Source organism: Pseudomonas sp. MWU318 (assembly GCF_016756945.1).
Lineage (GTDB): Bacteria > Pseudomonadota > Gammaproteobacteria > Pseudomonadales > Pseudomonadaceae > Aquipseudomonas > Aquipseudomonas putida_A.
In genome coordinates, this window is record NZ_JAESJL010000014.1 from 43,491 (window position 1) to 61,531 (window position 18,041).

The 18,041-nt window shown below is 60.7% G+C and carries 16 protein-coding genes; 11 read left to right on the forward strand and 5 right to left on the reverse strand.

The window, feature by feature from the left end; all coding sequences use genetic code 11:
- The first annotated feature begins 1 nt into the window (after nt 1).
- The 5 genes from JN524_RS25415 to JN524_RS25430 all read left to right on the forward strand — a co-directional run bounded on the left by JN524_RS25415 (nt 2) and on the right by JN524_RS25430 (nt 3,311).
- Nucleotides 2-733: an adenosylcobinamide-GDP ribazoletransferase gene (locus JN524_RS25415; protein ID WP_202371126.1), complete on the forward strand. Its 732-nt coding sequence runs from the start codon at nt 2-4 to the stop codon at nt 731-733.
- Between the two features lie 173 nt (nt 734-906).
- Nucleotides 907-1,311, forward strand: coding sequence for a MarR family winged helix-turn-helix transcriptional regulator (locus JN524_RS25420; protein WP_007950413.1), 405 nt, complete (start codon nt 907-909; stop codon nt 1,309-1,311).
- A gap of 53 nt (nt 1,312-1,364) precedes the next feature.
- On the forward strand, nt 1,365-2,573 hold the full coding sequence (locus tag JN524_RS25425; RefSeq protein ID WP_202371127.1) for an MFS transporter: 1,209 nt from the start codon (nt 1,365-1,367) through the stop codon (nt 2,571-2,573).
- Nucleotides 2,570-2,695, forward strand: a complete 126-nt coding sequence (locus JN524_RS27365; protein ID WP_256588587.1) for a hypothetical protein — start codon at nt 2,570-2,572, stop codon at nt 2,693-2,695. Before JN524_RS25425 ends, JN524_RS27365 begins: the two co-directional genes overlap by 4 nt.
- 55 nt (nt 2,696-2,750) lie before the next feature.
- Nucleotides 2,751-3,311, forward strand: coding sequence for a glutathione peroxidase (locus tag JN524_RS25430; protein ID WP_041074325.1), 561 nt, complete (start codon nt 2,751-2,753; stop codon nt 3,309-3,311).
- A gap of 193 nt (nt 3,312-3,504) precedes the next feature.
- On the opposite strand, the gene JN524_RS25435 is transcribed toward JN524_RS25430, so the two are convergent.
- The 3 genes from JN524_RS25435 to JN524_RS25445 all read right to left on the reverse strand — a co-directional run bounded on the left by JN524_RS25435 (nt 3,505) and on the right by JN524_RS25445 (nt 5,905).
- Entirely contained in the window at nt 3,505-4,776 is a 1,272-nt protein-coding gene (locus JN524_RS25435) for an OmpP1/FadL family transporter (RefSeq protein ID WP_202371128.1), read from the reverse strand.
- Nucleotides 4,777-4,922: 146 nt separating this feature from the next.
- Nucleotides 4,923-5,405, reverse strand: coding sequence for a hypothetical protein (locus JN524_RS25440; RefSeq protein ID WP_096797718.1), 483 nt, complete (start codon nt 5,403-5,405; stop codon nt 4,923-4,925).
- A 275-nt stretch (nt 5,406-5,680) separates the two neighbouring features.
- Nucleotides 5,681-5,905, reverse strand: a complete 225-nt coding sequence (locus tag JN524_RS25445) for a hypothetical protein (protein WP_007962908.1) — start codon at nt 5,903-5,905, stop codon at nt 5,681-5,683.
- 1,009 nt (nt 5,906-6,914) lie between these two features.
- Here JN524_RS25445 and JN524_RS25450 point away from each other — a divergent pair.
- Together JN524_RS25450 and rmuC are read left to right on the forward strand one after the other, a co-directional pair.
- Nucleotides 6,915-7,238 carry a sel1 repeat family protein gene (locus JN524_RS25450; protein ID WP_081730279.1) on the forward strand — a complete coding sequence of 108 codons (324 nt, stop codon included), beginning with the start codon at nt 6,915-6,917 and terminating at the stop codon, nt 7,236-7,238.
- Nucleotides 7,239-7,413: 175 nt separating this feature from the next.
- Entirely contained in the window at nt 7,414-8,778 is a 1,365-nt protein-coding gene (rmuC, locus tag JN524_RS25455; protein ID WP_202371152.1) for a DNA recombination protein RmuC, read from the forward strand.
- Between the two features lie 87 nt (nt 8,779-8,865).
- On the opposite strand, the gene JN524_RS25460 is transcribed toward rmuC, so the two are convergent.
- On the reverse strand, nt 8,866-12,336 hold the full coding sequence (locus JN524_RS25460) for a hybrid sensor histidine kinase/response regulator (RefSeq protein ID WP_202371129.1): 3,471 nt from the start codon (nt 12,334-12,336) through the stop codon (nt 8,866-8,868).
- Between the two features lie 247 nt (nt 12,337-12,583).
- Nucleotides 12,584-13,126 carry a TetR/AcrR family transcriptional regulator gene (locus JN524_RS25465; RefSeq protein WP_202371130.1) on the reverse strand — a complete coding sequence of 181 codons (543 nt, stop codon included), beginning with the start codon at nt 13,124-13,126 and terminating at the stop codon, nt 12,584-12,586.
- Nucleotides 13,127-13,217: 91 nt separating this feature from the next.
- Here JN524_RS25465 and JN524_RS25470 point away from each other — a divergent pair, with 91 nt between their 5' ends.
- The 4 genes from JN524_RS25470 (at nt 13,218) to JN524_RS25485 (ending at nt 17,997) form a co-directional block, all read left to right on the forward strand.
- A complete protein-coding gene (locus JN524_RS25470; protein ID WP_202371131.1) occupies nt 13,218-14,405 on the forward strand; it encodes an MFS transporter in 1,188 nt (395 codons plus the stop codon).
- A 51-nt stretch (nt 14,406-14,456) separates the two neighbouring features.
- Nucleotides 14,457-14,768: a cupin domain-containing protein gene (locus JN524_RS25475; protein WP_202371132.1), complete on the forward strand. Its 312-nt coding sequence runs from the start codon at nt 14,457-14,459 to the stop codon at nt 14,766-14,768.
- Nucleotides 14,769-14,873: 105 nt separating this feature from the next.
- Entirely contained in the window at nt 14,874-16,025 is a 1,152-nt protein-coding gene (locus JN524_RS25480; RefSeq protein WP_202371133.1) for a TDT family transporter, read from the forward strand.
- 97 nt (nt 16,026-16,122) lie between these two features.
- Entirely contained in the window at nt 16,123-17,997 is a 1,875-nt protein-coding gene (locus JN524_RS25485; RefSeq protein ID WP_202371134.1) for an MFS transporter, read from the forward strand.
- Nucleotides 17,998-18,041 lie beyond the last annotated feature (44 nt).

Genomic DNA, 18,041 nt, shown 5'->3' on the forward strand with positions numbered 1-18,041 from the left:
GATGCTGCCACTGTGGATCGCCCTGCAATTTCTCAGCAGTTTGCCGATTCGTCTGCCGGGTATGCCGGAGCCCGAACAGCTCGGGCGTTCGCTGCTGTTTTATCCGCTGGTGGGGTTGCTGTTCGGGGTGATCCTCTGGGTGTTGAACCTGGCATTTGCTGGCGCGCCGTTGCTGCTGCATGCGGCGCTGTTGCTGACGGTGTGGGTGCTGCTCAGCGGGGCGCTGCACCTCGATGGTCTGGCTGACAGCGCCGATGCCTGGCTCGGTGGCTTCGGTGATCGCGAGCGCACGCTGACGATCATGAAGGATCCGCGCAGCGGGCCGATTGCCGTGGTAACGCTGGTGTTGGTGTTGCTGCTGAAGTTCTGCGCGTTGCTGGCGCTGATTGAGCAGGGGAATGCGGTGATGTTGATCATCGTGCCGTTGCTGGGGCGGGCGGCGTTGCTGGGGCTGTTTCTGACCACGCCGTATGTGCGGGCGGGGGGGCTGGGGCAAGCGTTGGCTGATCATTTGCCGCGCAGGGCCGGTTGGTGGGTGCTTGGGGCAAGTGCGCTGGCCTGCTTGCTGATTGCCGGGGTGAAAGCGATTGCTGCGCTGGCTGTCGCGTTGGTCGGGTTTGTCTGGCTGCGGCGGGTGATGATGCGGCGGCTGGGTGGGACCACCGGCGATACGGCGGGGGCGTTGCTGGAGTTGCTGGAGATGGTGGTGTTGGTTGGGGTGGTGTTGGTCTGAGATATTGTGTTGCCTGTTCTGGCTCCATCGCGAGCAGGCTCACTCCTACAGGGGAGTGCGGTCAATTTGTAGGAGTGAGCCTGCTCGCGATAGCGGTCTGTCCGGCGCCGGAACTACTAATGAAAAAACATGTGTAACTTGATTTAACACAGTCGCGGGTATATACACGCATCATGCTTCCTTCTCAGTGTTTGTGCACCAACCTGCGTCGCGCCGCTCGTGGCGTCAGCAGGCATTACGACGGCGCTCTCGACGGCTTCGGGATCAACGTTGCCCAGTATTCTTTGCTGTGCAATCTGCAGCGTCTGGATCAGCCGAGCATCTCGGAACTGGCCGAAGCCATGGGTCTGGATCGCAGCACCCTGGGGCGCAACTTGCGGGTGCTCGAAGGTGAGGGCCTGGTGGCGCTGGCCGAGGGCGAGGACATGCGTAACCGCATCGTCCGGCTCACCGAAACCGGTGCACAACGCCTCGCGGCGGCGCTGCCGGCCTGGGAAGCGGCGCAGCAGCGATTGATCGATCGTCTGGGCGCCGAGAAGCGTGAAACCTTGCTGCGACTGTTGGATGAACTGGCCTGAGGGCCGGTTTTTCCGGATTTAAGCGGGTATATACCCGCGAACGGAGAATAACAATGACATCGATGTGGCGTACGTGCGGTTGGGTGTTGCTGGGAAGTGCGCTGATTCTGGCGTTGTCATTGGGCGTGCGGCACGGCTTCGGTCTGTTCCTGTCGCCGATGAGTGCGCAGTTCGGCTGGGGGCGCGAAGTGTTTGCCTTCGCCATCGCCTTGCAGAACCTGATCTGGGGTCTGGCGCAGCCGTTCACTGGCGCCCTGGCTGACCGTTTCGGGGCGGCGAAAGTGGTGCTGGTCGGCGGCGTGCTGTATGCAGCGGGCCTGGTGTGCATGGGGCTGTCCGATTCGGCGCTGAGCCTGTCGCTGAGTGCCGGTCTGTTGATCGGTATCGGTCTGTCCGGTACGTCGTTCTCGGTGATTCTCGGCGTGGTTGGCCGTGCCGTGCCGCCGGAAAAACGCAGCATGGGCATGGGCATCGCCAGTGCTGCCGGTTCGTTCGGCCAGTTTGCGATGTTGCCGGGCACGCTGGGTTTGATCGGCTGGCTCGGCTGGTCGGCGGCGCTGTTGGTACTCGGTTTGCTGGTGGCGATGATTGTGCCGTTGGTGAGCATGCTCAAGGACAAGCCGCTGCCGGTGTTCGGTCATGAGCAGACCCTGTCTGAAGCGCTGCGCGAAGCCTGCTCGCATTCGGGTTTCTGGTTGTTGGCGTTCGGCTTTTTCGTCTGCGGCTTTCAGGTGGTGTTCATTGGCGTGCATCTGCCGGCCTATCTGGTTGATCAGCATCTGCCGGCAACCGTCGGCACCACAGTGCTGGCGCTGATCGGGCTGTTCAATATCTTCGGCACTTACACCGCCGGGTGGCTCGGCGGGCGCATGTCCAAACCGCGTCTGCTGACGGCGTTGTACCTGCTGCGTGCGGTGGTGATCGTGCTGTTCCTGTGGCTGCCGGTGACGACGACCTCGGCGTACCTGTTCGGCATGGCCATGGGTTTCCTCTGGCTGTCGACGGTGCCATTGACCAACGGCACGGTGGCGACCTTGTTTGGCGTGCGTAACCTGTCCATGCTCGGCGGTATCGTGTTCCTGTTCCATCAGCTCGGCTCGTTCCTCGGCGGCTGGCTGGGTGGGGTGGTGTATGACCGTACCGGGAGTTATGACTTGATCTGGCAAGTGGCGATTCTCCTGAGTCTGCTGGCCGCCGCGCTGAACTGGCCGGTGCGCGAGCGTCCGGTGGCGCGTCTGCAGCCGGCTGTCGGCGCCGTATGAAGCGTTCCTGGCCGCGAATCGCCTTCACCGCACTCGGCGCGCTGTTGCTGGCGCTGGTGTGGTGGGGCTGGCATCAAGGCGGCCTGGCATTGATGCAGTTGGGCCTGGGCGCTTGCTTGTAGGCTTGGATGGCGAGTAACGTCGGGAGTCTGATGACTGCTCAAAGGATGCCCCGACATGCTCATGCGCTGGTGTGCTGTACCCGCGTTGCTGATGGCGTTGACCGGACTGGCCCAGGCCGCTGACTGTCCGGAGGCGCTGCAAGGTTCGCTGCCGAAGTTGCGCGCCAAGGAATCCGTCGATCTGTGTCAGCGCTACGCCGGCAAGCCGCTGGTGGTGGTCAATACCGCCAGTTTCTGCGGCTTTGCCCCACAGTTCGAGGGCCTCGAAGCGCTCAATCAGCATTACAAGGCGCAAGGCCTGGAAATGCTCGGCGTGCCGTCCAATGACTTCAAGCAGGAGTCCAAGGACAGCGCCGAAACCGCCAAGGTCTGCTACGCCAACTACGGCGTGACGTTCACCATGACCGAGCCGCAGAAAGTCCGTGGCGACGATGCTACTCACTTGTTCAAGGTGCTGGCCGAACAGAGCAGTGCGCCGAAGTGGAATTTCTACAAGTACGTGATCGATCGGCAAGGCAAGGTGATTGCCAACTTCTCCAGCCTGACCAAGCCGGATGACCCGGAGTTTATTGCGGCAGTCGAGAAGGCCATCGCCTCAAAACCCCTGCAACCATGAAGATGCATGCCTTTGCCCCGTTCCTGTAGGAGCTGCGGCACGCTGCGATCTTTTGATTTTAAAGATCAGAATCAAAAGATCGCAGCGTGCCGCAGCTCCTACAGTGGCGGTCATGCGGAAACAAAAAAGCCCCGCTTTCTGCAAAGAGAGCGGGGCTTTTTTGTGGGCGAGGGTTCAGCCTCGCCGTGCAGCATCAGAAGCGGTAAGTAGCGCCAACACCGAAACCGTTTGCCGAGTTTTCATACTTGGCATCGTAGCTCTGGCCACGATTGTTTTCGTTGCGAATCTTGACCGACTCTTCCTTCAGGTACGAGTAAGCGACGTCGATGGTCAGGTCTTCGGTCGGGCTCCAGCCGGCACCGATGCTGAAAATGGTGCGGTCGCCAGTAGGAATGCGTGGCGAACGGTCGACGTTGTTGGTCGGCGACTGGTCGAAGGTCAGACCGGTACGCAGTACCCATTCCTTGTTCAGTTGGTACGAAGTACCCACGGCGTAGGCCCAGGAGTCGTGCCAGTTCTGGTCTTCGGTGATCTCGCCGAACTGACCGGCCAGCAGCGGCTGCACGCCCGAGTTTTCAACGGTGATCTTCTTCAGTTGGCTCCAGCGGGTCCAGGTCGAACCGGCATAGACGTTCCAGCGGTCGTTGATCGCCTGAGTAACCGAGAAGTCCACGGATTCAGGGGTGGTGATCTTCAGCGAAGCGTCGTACTTCTGGCTGGCACCCAGACCGACTGCGGCCAGTGCGCCGTAGTTGACCTTGGTGTTGCCTTCGAGCTTGTAGTCGACTTTCGAGTGGTAGGTCAGACCCAGGCGAGTGGTGTCGGTGGCCTGTACCAGTACGCCGATGTTGTAGCCCAGCGCGGTATCGTCACCCTTGATCTTGACCTTGCCGTCCGGCGCCAGCTGAGTCACCGAGAGGTTGGACTCGAGGGTGCCGTCGATGCGGTTGATGGTCGGGCCGAAACCGATCGACACCACGTCGTTGAACTTGTAGCTGACAGTCGGCTGGAAAGTGATGACCTGTACTTCGGACTTGCTGCCGAAGTAACGGCCGGCGAAGCCGTTTTCGTAGTCGGTAATCAGGCCGAATGGCACGTAAACGCCGAGGCCGAATGCCCAATGCTCGTCGATCGGTTTGACGTAGAAGCCCATAGGTACGGAGGTGAAGGGCACCATGTCGCCTTTGTTGCTGCCGCCGTTAGGGCTGGAGCTGGCGTCGCTGATATCGGTCTTGGCATCGAGAAATGCAACACCGCCAGTGACTTGTTCGCGCGTGAGGCGCGACATGCCGGCAGGGTTGCCATAAACAGTGCTTGCGTCGTCGGCAGAAGAGGATCGCCCAGCGTAACCAGTGCCCATCCCGCTGATGCTGTGTTCGTTGATGGCAAAGCCAGCTGCGAAGATCTGGGTGGATGCCATGGTAACGGCGAGGCTAAGGGTGGTTTTGAGCATGACTTTTTTCATTATTAGAACTCCTGGTGATCACCGGGGCGAAAATTACCAACATTTTCGTCCCAGCGCTATAGTCCCTATGGCTTGAGTTAGAGCGGTTTTGTAGGACAATCCGACCAGATTCGCGACCTGTTGAGCGATCTTCCAAAACTCGCCAGTCAACACGCGACCTGATTCACCGGTGAAACACAGGTTTGCCAGGCGTAGGTGAAGTCGCGCAGACGACCTTGCGGCTGAAAGGTCTGACGCCAGATTCGCGCCATTCCCAGCAGATCGTCCGGAGCGGGGAGGGTGGTGTGTTGTTCTTCTACCAGCAGCCAGGCGATGGCGGTGGCGTAACGCAGGTTGACGGTCAGTTCCAGGTGCGGGCCGCTCAAAAAAGCATGTTGGCTGGCGAGGCCGCGAACCAGGCTGGCACGCTCCGGATCGAGTGCCAGATAGTGATCCCAAAGGGCCTGGTGGCGGTGCTCGGCAATCCGGTATAGGCCGTGGCCACGGCGGTCATGCAGGGCGGAACCGAGGGCGGACTGGCTGGCGGCAATGCCCAGCAGCAGGGATTCGGCAGTTGCGCAGTGGCGTCCCAGATAAATCAGTGTGGGACGGATCACATAGCGGCACAGTTCGCTGGCAGCGATACCCATAAAACCCTCGGATCTTGTAATTGGCCGGCGATACCTGAAGGGGCCTTGGCAGCGGTGGATCGAATCAGGCTCGCCGAAAGCGGATCAAGCCGCTTGAGTTGAAGTGTAGTGTCATATTCGCGACGTAAAGGCCTGTTTTTAAAATATTTCTGGCAGCGAGCCACAGGCGTTATATCCGAAGGTGCTTAGGCGCGAAGGGCTAAAAGCGAAATATCGGGCAATAAAAAACCCCGCATTTTTGTGCGGGGCTTTTGCTTTTGCAGCCTTTTCGGCTCTCAGGCAATCAAGGCCTGACGCGTACGATCAATAATGGCCTGCAGCGGTTCGGCGCTGGAGTACTGATCTGGGTACAGACGCTCGCTGTGGCGAGCGATCCCGTGTTCATTGACCACGGTGAAGCTGAAGCAGCCTTTGCGAGCGGCCATGATCAGGCAGTTCATTGGGGCAAAAGCGTTGGTTAGGGTGCGAATGGCATCCTGAGTCTGGATTTGAGTAGACATAGTTATTAGGTGTTCCTACAAATGACACGGATAAGAACCGTGCAACGTTAAAACGTTCCAGTAATGTCGACCACCATTGGTCGTACAAAGAACCCGACTGGAACAAAGCAGCCAGTTTGAAGCGCTGATAAGTTGGCGCGCTTGGGCTGGCAGGTAGGTACTTAGGAGGACAGGCAACACATCGAGGGCAAAGGTTCTGGGCCCGGGGTGAAGATCCTGATCAATTTGCAGGCTGGTTCGGTCAGAGTAAGTGGTCTTCGCAACACCCTTTGCATTCATTCAAAGGCAGTGTCGGCGCAAGATTTACCTGGAAACCATCGAGGGGTCGTTCCCGCTTTTTCGGTGAAGGGCTTCTGGGAAGAAGGTTGACCGTGGGGATGTGTTCGACCGGAATTGACTTTCAGCTTGGTACTAACGCCGCGGATAGTAACGGAACGTCTTGGGTAATGCAAACCCGGCAGCAAGAAAAGATTTCGGCCGGTGGCGCGGATCATGGGTGACAGGGCTGGCCCCTTCGCGAGCAGGCTCGCTCCCACAGGAGAACGGGGCCGGTGGTGGGAGCGAGCCTGCTCGCGAAGAAACCATCCGTCGCCACAAAAGCGTGCAGCCATGCCCAGCGCCAACCCGCTTATCCCCAGTCCGAGGCGCAAAACGAGCCAAAAAAGCGCATCGATATAACCGGGTAACAGGTACTTGTGCACATTAGTTGCGCAGACAGTAACTTCGCTGTCATATCAATCCTGACCCCGGTGACTGCCTGTATCAAAAGTTTAAGTCAATGAAAAATATCGTCTTTTTTTGTTGGTGAAAAAATCGTCAGTTTGACTGCGAGCCCCATTCCACAAGGCTTTGCGGAGGTTCGAGAGCGGTTGTCCACTGAGTTATCCACAGCTTCTGTGGATTGTCCCTAGCGCTTGCTCTAGGACGGGCGTGCCGGGTTTTTTTCGACTTTACCTGTACGAAAAAGAGAGTAGAGTGGCGCGCCTTCCGATCTGTCCCACAGCGTTTTATGAAGTTTCGCTCAGTATCAGACTCTGTTACCTCCGAACACCCTCGTGTTACCCCTCCCAAGCGATTTTCCGTGCGTGTGGCCGAATGGCTGCTCGACAGCCCGCGCCTGGGCGATAGCCGTAATGCCAAGCATCTGGCGGGGCGTCTGCTCAAGCAACCGGCGCGCGAAGGCGTGGTCGCCGCGCAAAGTCGTCTCGGCCAATTGATGTGCCGCGAGTGCGGCAATGCCCGTGATCGGCGCATCGGGCAGGATCTGCTGCGCCAGGCCGCCCGCGCCGGCGACCGGCGTGCACAACGGGAACTCGGTCTACTCGAAGACTGAGCTGTCCAACGCCCCACGCCTTGGTTAACCTTCAGGCTTTATCGAATCGGCAGGAGTGGCTATGGCTATGGACTTGACCAGCGTGTTGCTGGGTCTGGCGGGCGCGGGATTGCCGCTGCTGGCGCTGGCCTGGCAACTGCAGCGGCGGGCCAGCGACCGGCAAGCCGAGGTCGCCTTGCTCGAAGAGCGCCTGGCCATGGCGCAACTGGCGCAGGACGGGCTCAACGCCCAGCTTGAGGCCAGCCGCGATGAAATCGTCGACCTCGGCCAGGCCAATGCCGCCAAGCAGGCGGAGCTGGCGGCCCTGCGCCGCGAAGTCGAGCTGCTGCAGATCGAGCGCGATGATGCCCGTGACGCTTCCCACGCGTGGAACATCGAGCGCGCCAACAAAGAAGCCGAATTGCGGCGTCTCGACGCTCAGGCCGCGTCGCTCAACGCCGAACTGCGCGAGCAACAGGAAAGCCATCAACAACGCCTCAACGACCTGCAAGGCTCGCGCGATGAGCTGCGCGCGCAATTCGCCGAGCTGGCAGGGAAGATCTTCGATGAACGTGAACAGCGGTTTGCCGAGACCAGTCAACAGCGCCTCGGGCAGTTGCTCGATCCGCTGAAAGAACGCATCCAATCCTTCGAAAAACGCGTGGAAGAAAGCTATCAGGCCGAAGCCCGCGAACGCTTCTCGCTGGCCAAGGAGCTGGAGCGTCTGCAAGCGCTTAACCTGCGCCTGAGCGACGAAGCGACCAACCTGACCCGCGCCCTCAAAGGCCAGAAGACCCAAGGCAACTGGGGTGAGCTGATTCTTGAGCGGGTGCTGGAACACGCGGGTCTGGAGAAGGGCCGCGAGTACCAGACGCAGGTCAACCTCAAGGGGCCAGACGGCGAGCGCTTCCAGCCGGATGTGATCATTTACCTGCCGGGCGACAAGCAGGTGGTGGTCGACTCCAAAGTCAGTCTCACCGCCTATCAGCAGTACGTCGCCGCTGAAGACGACACCCTCGGCCAGATCGCGATCAAGCAGCACGTGCTGTCTTTGCGCAGCCACGTCAAGGGCCTCGCCGGCAAGGATTACAAGCGTCTGGAAGGCCTGCACAGCCTCGATTTCGTCTTGCTGTTCGTGCCGATCGAAGCGGCGTTTTCGGCCGCATTGCAGGCCGAGCCGGCGTTGTTCCAGGAAGCGTTCGACCGCAACATCGTAATCGTCAGCCCGACCACGTTGCTGGCGACGTTACGGGTGATCGACAGCCTGTGGAAGCAGGAGCGGCAGAGCCAGAACGCCCGGGAAATCGCCGAGCGTGCCGGCTGGCTGTACGACAAGTTCGTGCTGTTCATTCAGGATCTGGACGAAGTCGGCAATCGCCTGCAACAGTTGGACAAGGCCTACAGCTCGGCGCGCAACAAACTCACGGAAGGCCGCGGCAACCTGGTCAGCCGCAGCGAGCAGCTCAAATTGCTCGGCGCGCGGGCCAGCAAGAGTCTGCCGGCGGATCTGCTGGAACGGGCGATGACCGATGTCGATGGCCTCGTCGAACTCCCAGAGTGAAGAGCACAAGATCGCAGCCTGCGGCAGCTCCTACATGGGATTTGCATTCATCCTGTAGGAGCTGCCGCAGGCTGCGATCTTTTGCTTTTACAACGGCACATACCGACTCAACAACGCCCGCAACGCCGCCGGTTTCACCGGTTTGGCCAGATAATCCAGCCCCGCCGCATGCACCTGCGCCACGGTTTCCGGACGACCATCGGCGCTGATCACCACGCCCGGCACCGGCTCACCCAGCGTGGTGCGCAACCACGCCATCAGCTCGGTCCCGGTATCGCCGTGATCGAGGTGATAGTCGACCAGTGCCAGTTGAGGTCGTACGCCATCGTTGAGCAACGCCGCGCATTCCTCGCGATTGCGCGCCGTCCATACTTGGCAGCCCCAGCGGGTCAGCAGGCTGTTCATGCCAATCAGAATGCTGTCTTCATTGTCGATGCACAGCACCTGCGCGCCGCTGAGTAGCTTGCCGTTCAACTCCACTGCGGCTTTTTGCGGCAGTGCTTGGGCTCGGGCTAGCGGCACGCTGACACTGAACACGCTGCCGCGCCCCGGCCACGAACGTACGCGCAGGGTATGGCCGAGCACGCGACATAAACCGTCGGCAATCGCCAGGCCCAGCCCGAGGCCTTTTTCGGCGCGGGTCTGATGGCTGTCGAGGCGTTTGAACTCCTCGAAAATCACTTGTTGTTTGTCTTCCGGAATCCCCGGCCCACGATCCCACACTTCCAGGCTCAGCTCGCCACCGCGCCGACGTACGCCCAGCAGCACCGGGCCCTTGGCATAGCGGAAAGCGTTGGTGAGGAAGTTCTGCAGAATCCGTCGCAGCAGCTTGATGTCGCTGTCGATGCGCAACTGGCTGCCGCGCACACGGAACCTCAGGCCTTGTTCCTGGGCCAACGCCTTGAATTCGGCACCGAGCGTGTCGAACAGCTCATTGAGCGCGAACGGCTTGCGATCGGGGTTGATCTTGCCGTTTTCCAGGCGGGAAATATCCAGCAGGTCGCTGATCAGGTCTTCCGCCGAACGCAGCGAACTGTCGAGGTGTTGCACCAGTTTCTGCGCCTCGCTGCTCAAGCCGTCGTCCTGATGGGAGAGGGCGGCAGAGAACAACCGGGCGGCGTTCAGCGGCTGCATCAGGTCGTGGCTGACGGCGGCGAGGAAGCGGGTTTTCGACTGGTTCGCCGCCTCGGAATGGCCCTTGGCTTCGGTCAGCGCGACGTTGAGCTGTGACAACTCCTGCGTGCGCTCGCTGACCCGTTGCTCCAGACCTTCGTTGGCCTCGGTCAGCGCCTGCTCGGCTTCGCGGAACGCGGTGATGTCGGTGAAACTCATGACGAAGCCGCCGCCGGGCATCGGGTTGCCGATCAGTTCGATCACCCGGCCATTGGGGAACAAACGTTCGGAAGTGTGCGCGCGGCCCTGACGCATCCAGTGCAGGCGCCGGGCAACGTGGACTTCCGCCTCGCCGGGGCCGCACAGGCCACGTTCGGCGTTGTAGCGAATGATGTCGGCAATCGGCCGGCCGACGCTGATCAAACCGTCCGGGTAGTTGAAAAGCTCCAGATAACGCCGGTTCCATGCCACCAGTTTCAGCGACTGGTCGACCACGCTGATGCCCTGGGTGATGTTCTCGATCGCGCCTTGCAGCAGGGCGCGGTTGAACTGCAGCACTTCCGAGGCTTCGTCAGCGATCCGGACGACGTCCTCCAACTGCATTTCCCGACCTTCGATGGCGGCTTTTACTACGGCGCGCGTCGAAGAAGCACCGAGCACGCCGGCCAGCAAGCGTTCGGTGTGGGCGATCCATTCGCCATCGGCGTTCTGGTTCGGGTTGAAGCCCTTGCCCTGGCGGTAAGCGAAACGAATGAAGCTCTGCCGCGCGCGTTCTTCACCGACAAAGCGTGCCGCCAGTTGCAGCAAATCATCGATCTGCACCGCGAGCATCGAGCGCGCACTCGGCCGAGCACTGATTTCCTGACCGATGAAGCGCCCGGCCTGCCAGTGTTCCGAAACCCGCGTACGCGACAGCACCGAAACCCAGGCGAACAACGTGAAATTGCCCGCCAGCGACAGCACCACGCCTTGGGTCAGCGGGGTGATCGGCAGGTTCAGCGGGTTGCTGTGCAGCCACGCCAGGCCTGGGAAAGTGCTCAGCGACCAGCCGAGGCTGTGGGCGGCAATCGGCAGAATCAGCGTGTAGAACCAGAGGAACGTACCGGCGGCCAGACCGGCGAACACCCCGCGACGATTGGCCTGTTTCCAGTACAGCGCGCCGAGCATCGCCGGGGCCAGTTGGGTGACGGCGGCGAAGGCGATCTGGCCGATGGTCGCCAGGCTCGCGGTGGAGCCGAGCAAGCGGTAGCTGACGTAGGCCAGCAACAGAATCAGCACGATGCTCACGCGGCGCACCGAGAGCATCCACTGGCGGAACACCTCGAACGGGCGCTCGGCGTTGTTACGACGCAGCAACCACGGCAAGAGCATGTCGTTGGAGACCATGGTCGACAGTGCCACGCTGGCCACAATCACCATCCCGGTGGCCGCCGACGCGCCGCCGATAAACGCCAGCAACGCCAGGGCCGGATGGGCCTGGGCCAGCGGCAGGCTGATCACGAACGAGTCGGGCAACACGTGGCTCGGCAGCATCATCTGCCCGGCGAGGGCGATCGGCACCACGAACAGCGCGGCCAGCGCCAGATACGCCGGGAACACCCACTTGGCCAAGCGCAGGTCCTGCGGGTCGATGTTCTCCACCACGGTGACGTGAAACTGCCGCGGCAGGCAGATGATCGCCATCATCGCCACCCCGGTCTGCACCACCATCGATGGCCAGTTAATCGTTTCCTTCCAGTATTCCTCGAGGCGTGGCGCGAGCATCGCCTGATTGAACAGGTCGTCAAAACCGTCGTACAGCCCGTAGGTCACGAACGCGCCAACGGCAAGAAAGGCGAACAGCTTGACCAGCGATTCAAACGCAATCGCCAGCACCATGCCGCGGTGGTGCTCGGTGGCATCGAGGTTGCGCGTACCGAAGACGATGGTGAACAGCGCCAGTACCAGCGACACGATCAGCGCCGTGTCCTGGGCGCGGGTGCCCATGGCGTCGGCCCCGGCGCCGATCAGCAGGTTCACGCCGAGGACGATGCCTTTGAGTTGCAGAGCGATATAGGGCAGAACGCCAACCAGGCAGATCAGCGCCACCACCACCGCCAGCGATTGCGATTTGCCGTAGCGCGCGGCGATGAAGTCGGCAATCGAGGTGATGTTCTCCTGCTTGCTGATCATCACCATTTTCTGCAGGACCCACGGCGCGCCCAGCAGCAACAGGATCGGTCCGAGGTAGATCGGCAGGAATGACCACAGCTGTTCCGCCGCCTGGCCGACCGCGCCGAAGAACGTCCAGCTGGTGCAATAAACCGCCAGCGACAGGCTGTACACCCACGCGCGCATCCGCGGCGGCAACGGCGTGCTGCGACGGTCGCCGTAGAAGGCGATGGCGAACATGATGGCCATATAGGCCAGGGCGACGGCGGCGATCAGCCCGGTGGACAACGACATGCAACACTCCCGACAAAAGACTCCCCGGCAGTCCTGCCCGGGCGGACAGTCTCGCATGAGTATGGCGGTTAGTCAGTGTCGACCAAGGTCGTGGCGTGGCGGGGTGTCGCAGGTTTGAGACCGTGTGGTTTTTGGGGTGACCGGTCGGGCCCCATCGCTGGCAAGCCAGCTCCCACAAGGATCTGCAGTGGGCACAGCTTTTGTGAGCATCACAGACCCTGTGGGAGCTGGCTTGCCAGCGATAGCGTCAGTCCTGACGCAGTACGATATCGATCAACCGATGCAGCTCATCCACCTCCAGCGCCGCCGCCGAAAACAGAATCCTGAACACCACCGGCGCCACTACCAGATTGATCAACCGATCAACGCTCGGCGCTGCTTCATCGGGGTGGCGGTCAATGATGGTCTGCAACTGCCCACCAAGAATCGTCACGCAGTACCCCGGCGTGGCGCTGGCCTGCACATCGCGCATCATGTTGCGCCCCGGCTCTGAGCTCATCTCGTCCAGATATTGTTCGGCCCAGGCGCGGATGTCACCGCGCAGGTCACCGGTCACCGCCGGTTCGCTGTCGGGGCGCATGCGGGCGAGGGCGACGTCGGCCAGCAGCGCCGCCAGATCACCCCAGCGCCGATAGATTGTCGACGGCGTCACTCCCGCGCGCGCCGCAATTTGCGGGACGGTCACGGTGCTGCGCTCCTGTTCTTGCAGAAGTGCGCGGACTGCCGAATGAATCGACTCTTGCACCCGGGCACTGCGGCCACCGGGGCGTAAACCTTCTTTAATAGCCATGCGCCAGACCTTAACACAAAGAATTTGCTTTAAGCCAAAGCCGGGAGCACACTCCGCAAAAGCAAAAAATTAGCTTTTGCGGAGTGTGCCCATGACCAGCCTCGCTTCCAACCGTGGCAGCCTGATTTTTCTGGCGATCACCTTACTCAGTTTTCTCGCCGCTTCCACGGCGCCGACGCCGTTGTATCACCTGTATCAGGATCAACTGCACTTCTCGGCAGCGGTGCTGACCCTGATTTTCGGCGTGTATGCCCTGAGTCTGCTGGCGGCGCTGCTGACGGTCGGATCGCTGTCCGATCATCTGGGGCGCAAACCGGTGATTTTCACTGCCGTGCTGCTCAATGCGCTGGCGATGTTGCTGTTTATCAGCGCCGACAGTGTTGCCTGGCTGATCAGCGCCCGCGTGCTGCAAGGTTTCGCCACCGGCATGGCCACCGCTGTTTTGAGTGCGACACTGCTCGACACCGATCGCCAGCAAGGTCCGTTGATCAACAGCGTCGCACCGTTGCTCGGCATGGCGCTGGGCAGCATGGGCTGCGGCTTGCTGGCCGAATTCGCCCCGGCGCCGTTGCAGTTGACCTACTGGCTGCTGCTGGCGCTGTTTGTGTTGCAGGCGATGTATGTCTGGCGTCTGCCGGAAAGTGTCACTCCACAAGCAGGGGCCTGGGCTTCGTTGCGGCCGACCCTGCATGTGCCGATTCAGGCGCGTTCGACCTTGTGGCGTGTGCTGCCGCTGAACACCGCGACCTGGGCCCTCGGCGGCTTTTTTGCCTCGCTGGCGCCGTCGCTGGTGCGCACCGCCACCGGCTCGACTTCGAACCTGATCGGCGGTGCGACTGTCTCGGCGCTGACCGTGACCGGGGCGCTGATGATCTTCACTTTGCGCAATCGTCCCGCCGGCAAAGCCCTGCAAATCGGCGCCAGTCTGCTGCCTATCGGCGTGTTGCTGATTTTGCTTGGCGTGCACAGTGCCAGTCTGGCGCTGTTTTTCCTCGGCACACTGGTCGCCGGTTGCGGCTTTGGCTCGGGTTTCCTCGGCGCGGTGCGCAGTCTGGTGCCGCTAGCCCTGCCGCATGAGCGGGCCGGTTTGATGTCGGCGTATTACGCGTTGAGTTATCTGGCGTTCTGCCTGCCGGCGTTGCTGGCTGGGCATTTGACCCGCACTTACGGTTTGCTGGTGACTACCGACGGCTACGGTGCCGGATTGATCTTCCTGGCCGTCGCCGCGCTGTTGCTCAGCCTGCGCCCGCAAGCAGTCAAGGCTTGCAGCGCTCCATAAACGTTTTGCTTTCAGTTACCTTTGGCCGGCCTTCTTTTCACGGATCGACAGATGAAGATTATCCGCAGCAAGTCGTTCACCGCCGAGCGTGCCTGGGGTGCGCTGGACATCGCCAGCATGAACGGCATCACCACGCGCCTGCACTGGACCGATCAGCCGTACAAATGGCACGTCAACGATGGTGAGGAAGTGTTTGTGGTGCTCGATGGTCAGGTGCAGATGCGCTATCGCGAACAGGGTGAAGAAAAGCAGGCGCTGCTTGAGGTCGGCGATATCTTCTACGCCTCGGTCGGCACCGAGCACGTGGCGCATCCGCAGGGCACGGCGCGGATTCTGGTGATCGAAAGCGAAGGTAGTATTTGACCGCTTATCTGTAAAGTAGATAACAGATAGAGAAATTACCCGTTATATAGATATTCGATTCGGTTCTACCATGGACTCAACCTCACCTGAGGACAGGAGTTCATGATGACTTGCCCCAACATAGCCAAACCCGGCATCAAGCCGTTCAGTCAGCTTCAGCATCCGCGTGAAGTGATCCGTCAATTCACCCCGAACTGGTTCGCCGCGACCATGGGCACCGGCGTGCTGGCCCTGGCGCTTGCGCAATTGCCGGTGGCGATCCCCGGATTGCACGCGGTGGCCGAAGGTTTGTGGCTGTTCAACATTCTCTTGTTCAGTCTGTTTACCTTCGCCTATGCCGCACGCTGGATTCTATTCTTCGATGAAGCGCGGCGGATCTTCGGCCATTCCACCGTATCGATGTTCTTCGGCACCATCCCCATGGGCCTGGCGACCATCATCAACGGCTTTCTGCTGTTCGGCCTGCCACGCTGGGGCGAAGGCGTGATTCATTTGGCCGAAGTGCTGTGGTGGCTCGACGTGGCGATGTCGCTGGCCTGCGGTGTGTTGATTCCGTACATGATGTTTACCCGTCAGGAACACAGCATCGACCAGATGACTGCCGTCTGGCTGTTGCCGGTGGTGGCGGCGGAAGTGGCGGCGGCCAGCGGTGGCTTGCTCGCTCCGCATCTGGCTGATGCCCACGCGCAACTGGTGGTGCTGACCACCAGCTACGTGCTCTGGGCATTTTCCCTGCCGGTGGCGTTCAGCATTCTGACCATCCTGTTGCTGCGCATGGCGCTGCATAAACTGCCTCACGAAAACATGGCCGCCTCAAGCTGGCTGGCCCTCGGCCCGATCGGCACTGGTGCGTTGGGCATGTTGCTGCTGGGCGCTGATGCACCAGCGATCTTCGCCGCCAACGGGCTGCCGGGTATCGGTGAAATCGCTGCAGGCGTAGGGCTGGTCGCCGGTATCACCCTGTGGGGCTTCGGCTTGTGGTGGATGTTGATGGCGCTGCTGATCACCGCGCGTTACCTGCGTGACGGCATCCCGTTCAACCTCGGCTGGTGGGGTTTTACCTTCCCGCTGGGCGTGTATTCGCTGGCGACCCTCAAGCTCGCCAGCACGCTGAACCTCGGTTTTTTCAACGTGGTCGGCTGCATGCTGGTGAGCCTGCTGGCGGTGATGTGGCTGATCGTCGGTAAACGCACCGTGCAAGGCGCGTGGCGCGGTGAGCTGTTTGTCTCACCTTGTATTGCAGGGTTGAAGAAATAACCTGAAAAGTTTAGGTAAGGTGTGGCCTGGATCGCTGATCGAGATTCCAATAAGCAGATCCAGGCCATTCTCTACCGACCTCAGGGAAACACGGAAGATGAGTCACCCCTCACAGTTCAACCTGCTTCGCACCCGGCGCTTCCTGCCGTTTTTCATCACGCAGTCGCTGGGCGCGTTCAACGACAACGTGTTCAAGCAGTCGCTGATCCTCGCCATTCTGTATCGGCTGACCATCGAAGGTGACCGTTCGATCTGGGTCAACCTGTGTGCGCTGCTGTTTATCCTGCCGTTCTTCCTGTTCTCGGCGCTGGCCGGGCAGTTCGGGGAAAAATTCGCCAAGGACGCGCTGATCCGTCTGATCAAACTCGCGGAAATCGCGATCATGGCTGTAGGATCGATCGGCTTCCTGTTCGATCACCTGTCGCTGATGCTGGTGGCGCTGTTTGCCATGGGCACGCATTCGGCGCTGTTCGGGCCGGTGAAGTATTCGATCCTGCCGCAGGCGTTGCGCGAGGATGAGCTGGTCGGCGGCAACGGTCTGGTGGAGATGGGCACGTTCCTGGCGATTCTCGCCGGGACCATCGGCGCCGGGATCATCATGTCCTCGACGCACTACGCGCCACTGGTTTCGACCGCGATTGTCGGGATTGCGGTGCTGGGATATCTCGCCAGTCGCAGCATTCCGCGCGCGGCGGCGGCCTCGCCGGAAATGCGCCTGAACTGGAACATCTTCAGCCAGTCCTGGGCCACGCTGAAACTCGGTCTGGGCCAGACGCCCGCTGTCTCGCGCTCGATTGTCGGCAACTCGTGGTTCTGGTTTGTCGGGGCGATTTACCTGACGCAGATTCCGGCCTACGCCAAGGAATGGATGCACGGCGATGAAACCGTGGTCACGCTGATTCTTACCGTGTTCTCGGTGGGGATTGCGCTGGGTTCGATGCTTTGCGAGAAGCTCTCCGGGCGTAAGGTCGAGATCGGTCTGGTGCCGTTCGGTTCGTTCGGTCTGACCGTGTTCGGCCTGTTGCTGTGGTGGCATTCCGGCGGAATCCCGGAGAGCGTCACCGGCCACAGCTGGACTGAAGTGCTGGGCATTGCGCATACCTGGGCGGTGCTGGTCGACATTCTCGGCCTCGGTATTTTTGGCGGTTTCTATATCGTGCCGCTGTACGCGTTGATCCAGTCGCGCACCGCCGAGAACGAGCGGGCGCGGGTGATTGCCGCCAACAACATTCTCAACGCACTGTTTATGGTGGTCTCGGCGATCGTTTCGATCGTGTTGCTGAGTGTGGTCAAACTGTCGATTCCGCAGCTGTTCCTGGTGGTGTCGCTGTTGAACATCGGCGTCAACGCCTACATCTTCAAGATCGTCCCCGAGTTCAGCATGCGTTTCATGATCTGGCTGCTCAGCCATTCCATGTACCGCGTCGAGCACCGCAACCTCGAGGCGATCCCGGACGAGGGCGCGGCATTGCTGGTGTGCAACCACGTGTCGTTCGTCGATGCGCTGCTGATTGGCGGTGCGGTGCGTCGGCCGATTCGCTTTGTCATGTACTACAAAATCTACAACTTGCCGGTGCTGAACTTTATCTTCCGCACGGCGGGGACGATTCCGATTGCCGGACGCAACGAAGACATCCAGATCTACGAAAAAGCCTTCACCCGGATTGCCCAGTATCTGAAGGACGGTGAGCTGGTGTGCATCTTCCCCGAAGGCAAGTTGACCACCGATGGCGAGATCAATGAGTTCAAGGGCGGACTGACGCGGATTCTCGAAGAAACTCCGGTGCCGGTGATTCCGCTGGCGTTGCAGGGGTTGTGGGGGAGTTTCTTCAGCCGCGATCCGAACAAGGGGCTGTTCAAGCGGTTGTGGTCGCGGGTGACGTTGGTGGCGGGTTCGGCGGTGGCGGTGGAATCTGCGGAACCGGCGAAATTGCAGGGGTTGGTGGGAGCGTTGCGCGGGACTGTCAAATAGTTGTTGCCTGAATTGGCCCTATCGCTGGCAAGCCAGCTCCCACA

Bases quoted from the DNA above. Each gene is read 5' to 3' on its own strand.
- JN524_RS25415 (WP_202371126.1), top strand. From the start codon at position 2: ATGCTGCCACTGTGGATCGCCCTGCAATTTCTCAGCAGTTTGCCGATT.
- JN524_RS25420 (WP_007950413.1), top strand. From the start codon at position 907: ATGCTTCCTTCTCAGTGTTTGTGCACCAACCTGCGTCGCGCCGCTCGT.
- JN524_RS25425 (WP_202371127.1), top strand. From the start codon at position 1,365: ATGACATCGATGTGGCGTACGTGCGGTTGGGTGTTGCTGGGAAGTGCG.
- JN524_RS27365 (WP_256588587.1), top strand. From the start codon at position 2,570: ATGAAGCGTTCCTGGCCGCGAATCGCCTTCACCGCACTCGGCGCGCTG.
- JN524_RS25430 (WP_041074325.1), top strand. From the start codon at position 2,751: ATGCTCATGCGCTGGTGTGCTGTACCCGCGTTGCTGATGGCGTTGACC.
- JN524_RS25435 (WP_202371128.1), bottom strand. From the start codon at position 4,776: ATGAAAAAAGTCATGCTCAAAACCACCCTTAGCCTCGCCGTTACCATG.
- JN524_RS25440 (WP_096797718.1), bottom strand. From the start codon at position 5,405: ATGGGTATCGCTGCCAGCGAACTGTGCCGCTATGTGATCCGTCCCACA.
- JN524_RS25445 (WP_007962908.1), bottom strand. From the start codon at position 5,905: ATGTCTACTCAAATCCAGACTCAGGATGCCATTCGCACCCTAACCAAC.
- JN524_RS25450 (WP_081730279.1), top strand. From the start codon at position 6,915: ATGAAGTTTCGCTCAGTATCAGACTCTGTTACCTCCGAACACCCTCGT.
- JN524_RS25460 (WP_202371129.1), bottom strand. From the start codon at position 12,336: ATGTCGTTGTCCACCGGGCTGATCGCCGCCGTCGCCCTGGCCTATATG.
- JN524_RS25465 (WP_202371130.1), bottom strand. From the start codon at position 13,126: ATGGCTATTAAAGAAGGTTTACGCCCCGGTGGCCGCAGTGCCCGGGTG.
- JN524_RS25470 (WP_202371131.1), top strand. From the start codon at position 13,218: ATGACCAGCCTCGCTTCCAACCGTGGCAGCCTGATTTTTCTGGCGATC.
- JN524_RS25475 (WP_202371132.1), top strand. From the start codon at position 14,457: ATGAAGATTATCCGCAGCAAGTCGTTCACCGCCGAGCGTGCCTGGGGT.
- JN524_RS25480 (WP_202371133.1), top strand. From the start codon at position 14,874: ATGACTTGCCCCAACATAGCCAAACCCGGCATCAAGCCGTTCAGTCAG.
- JN524_RS25485 (WP_202371134.1), top strand. From the start codon at position 16,123: ATGAGTCACCCCTCACAGTTCAACCTGCTTCGCACCCGGCGCTTCCTG.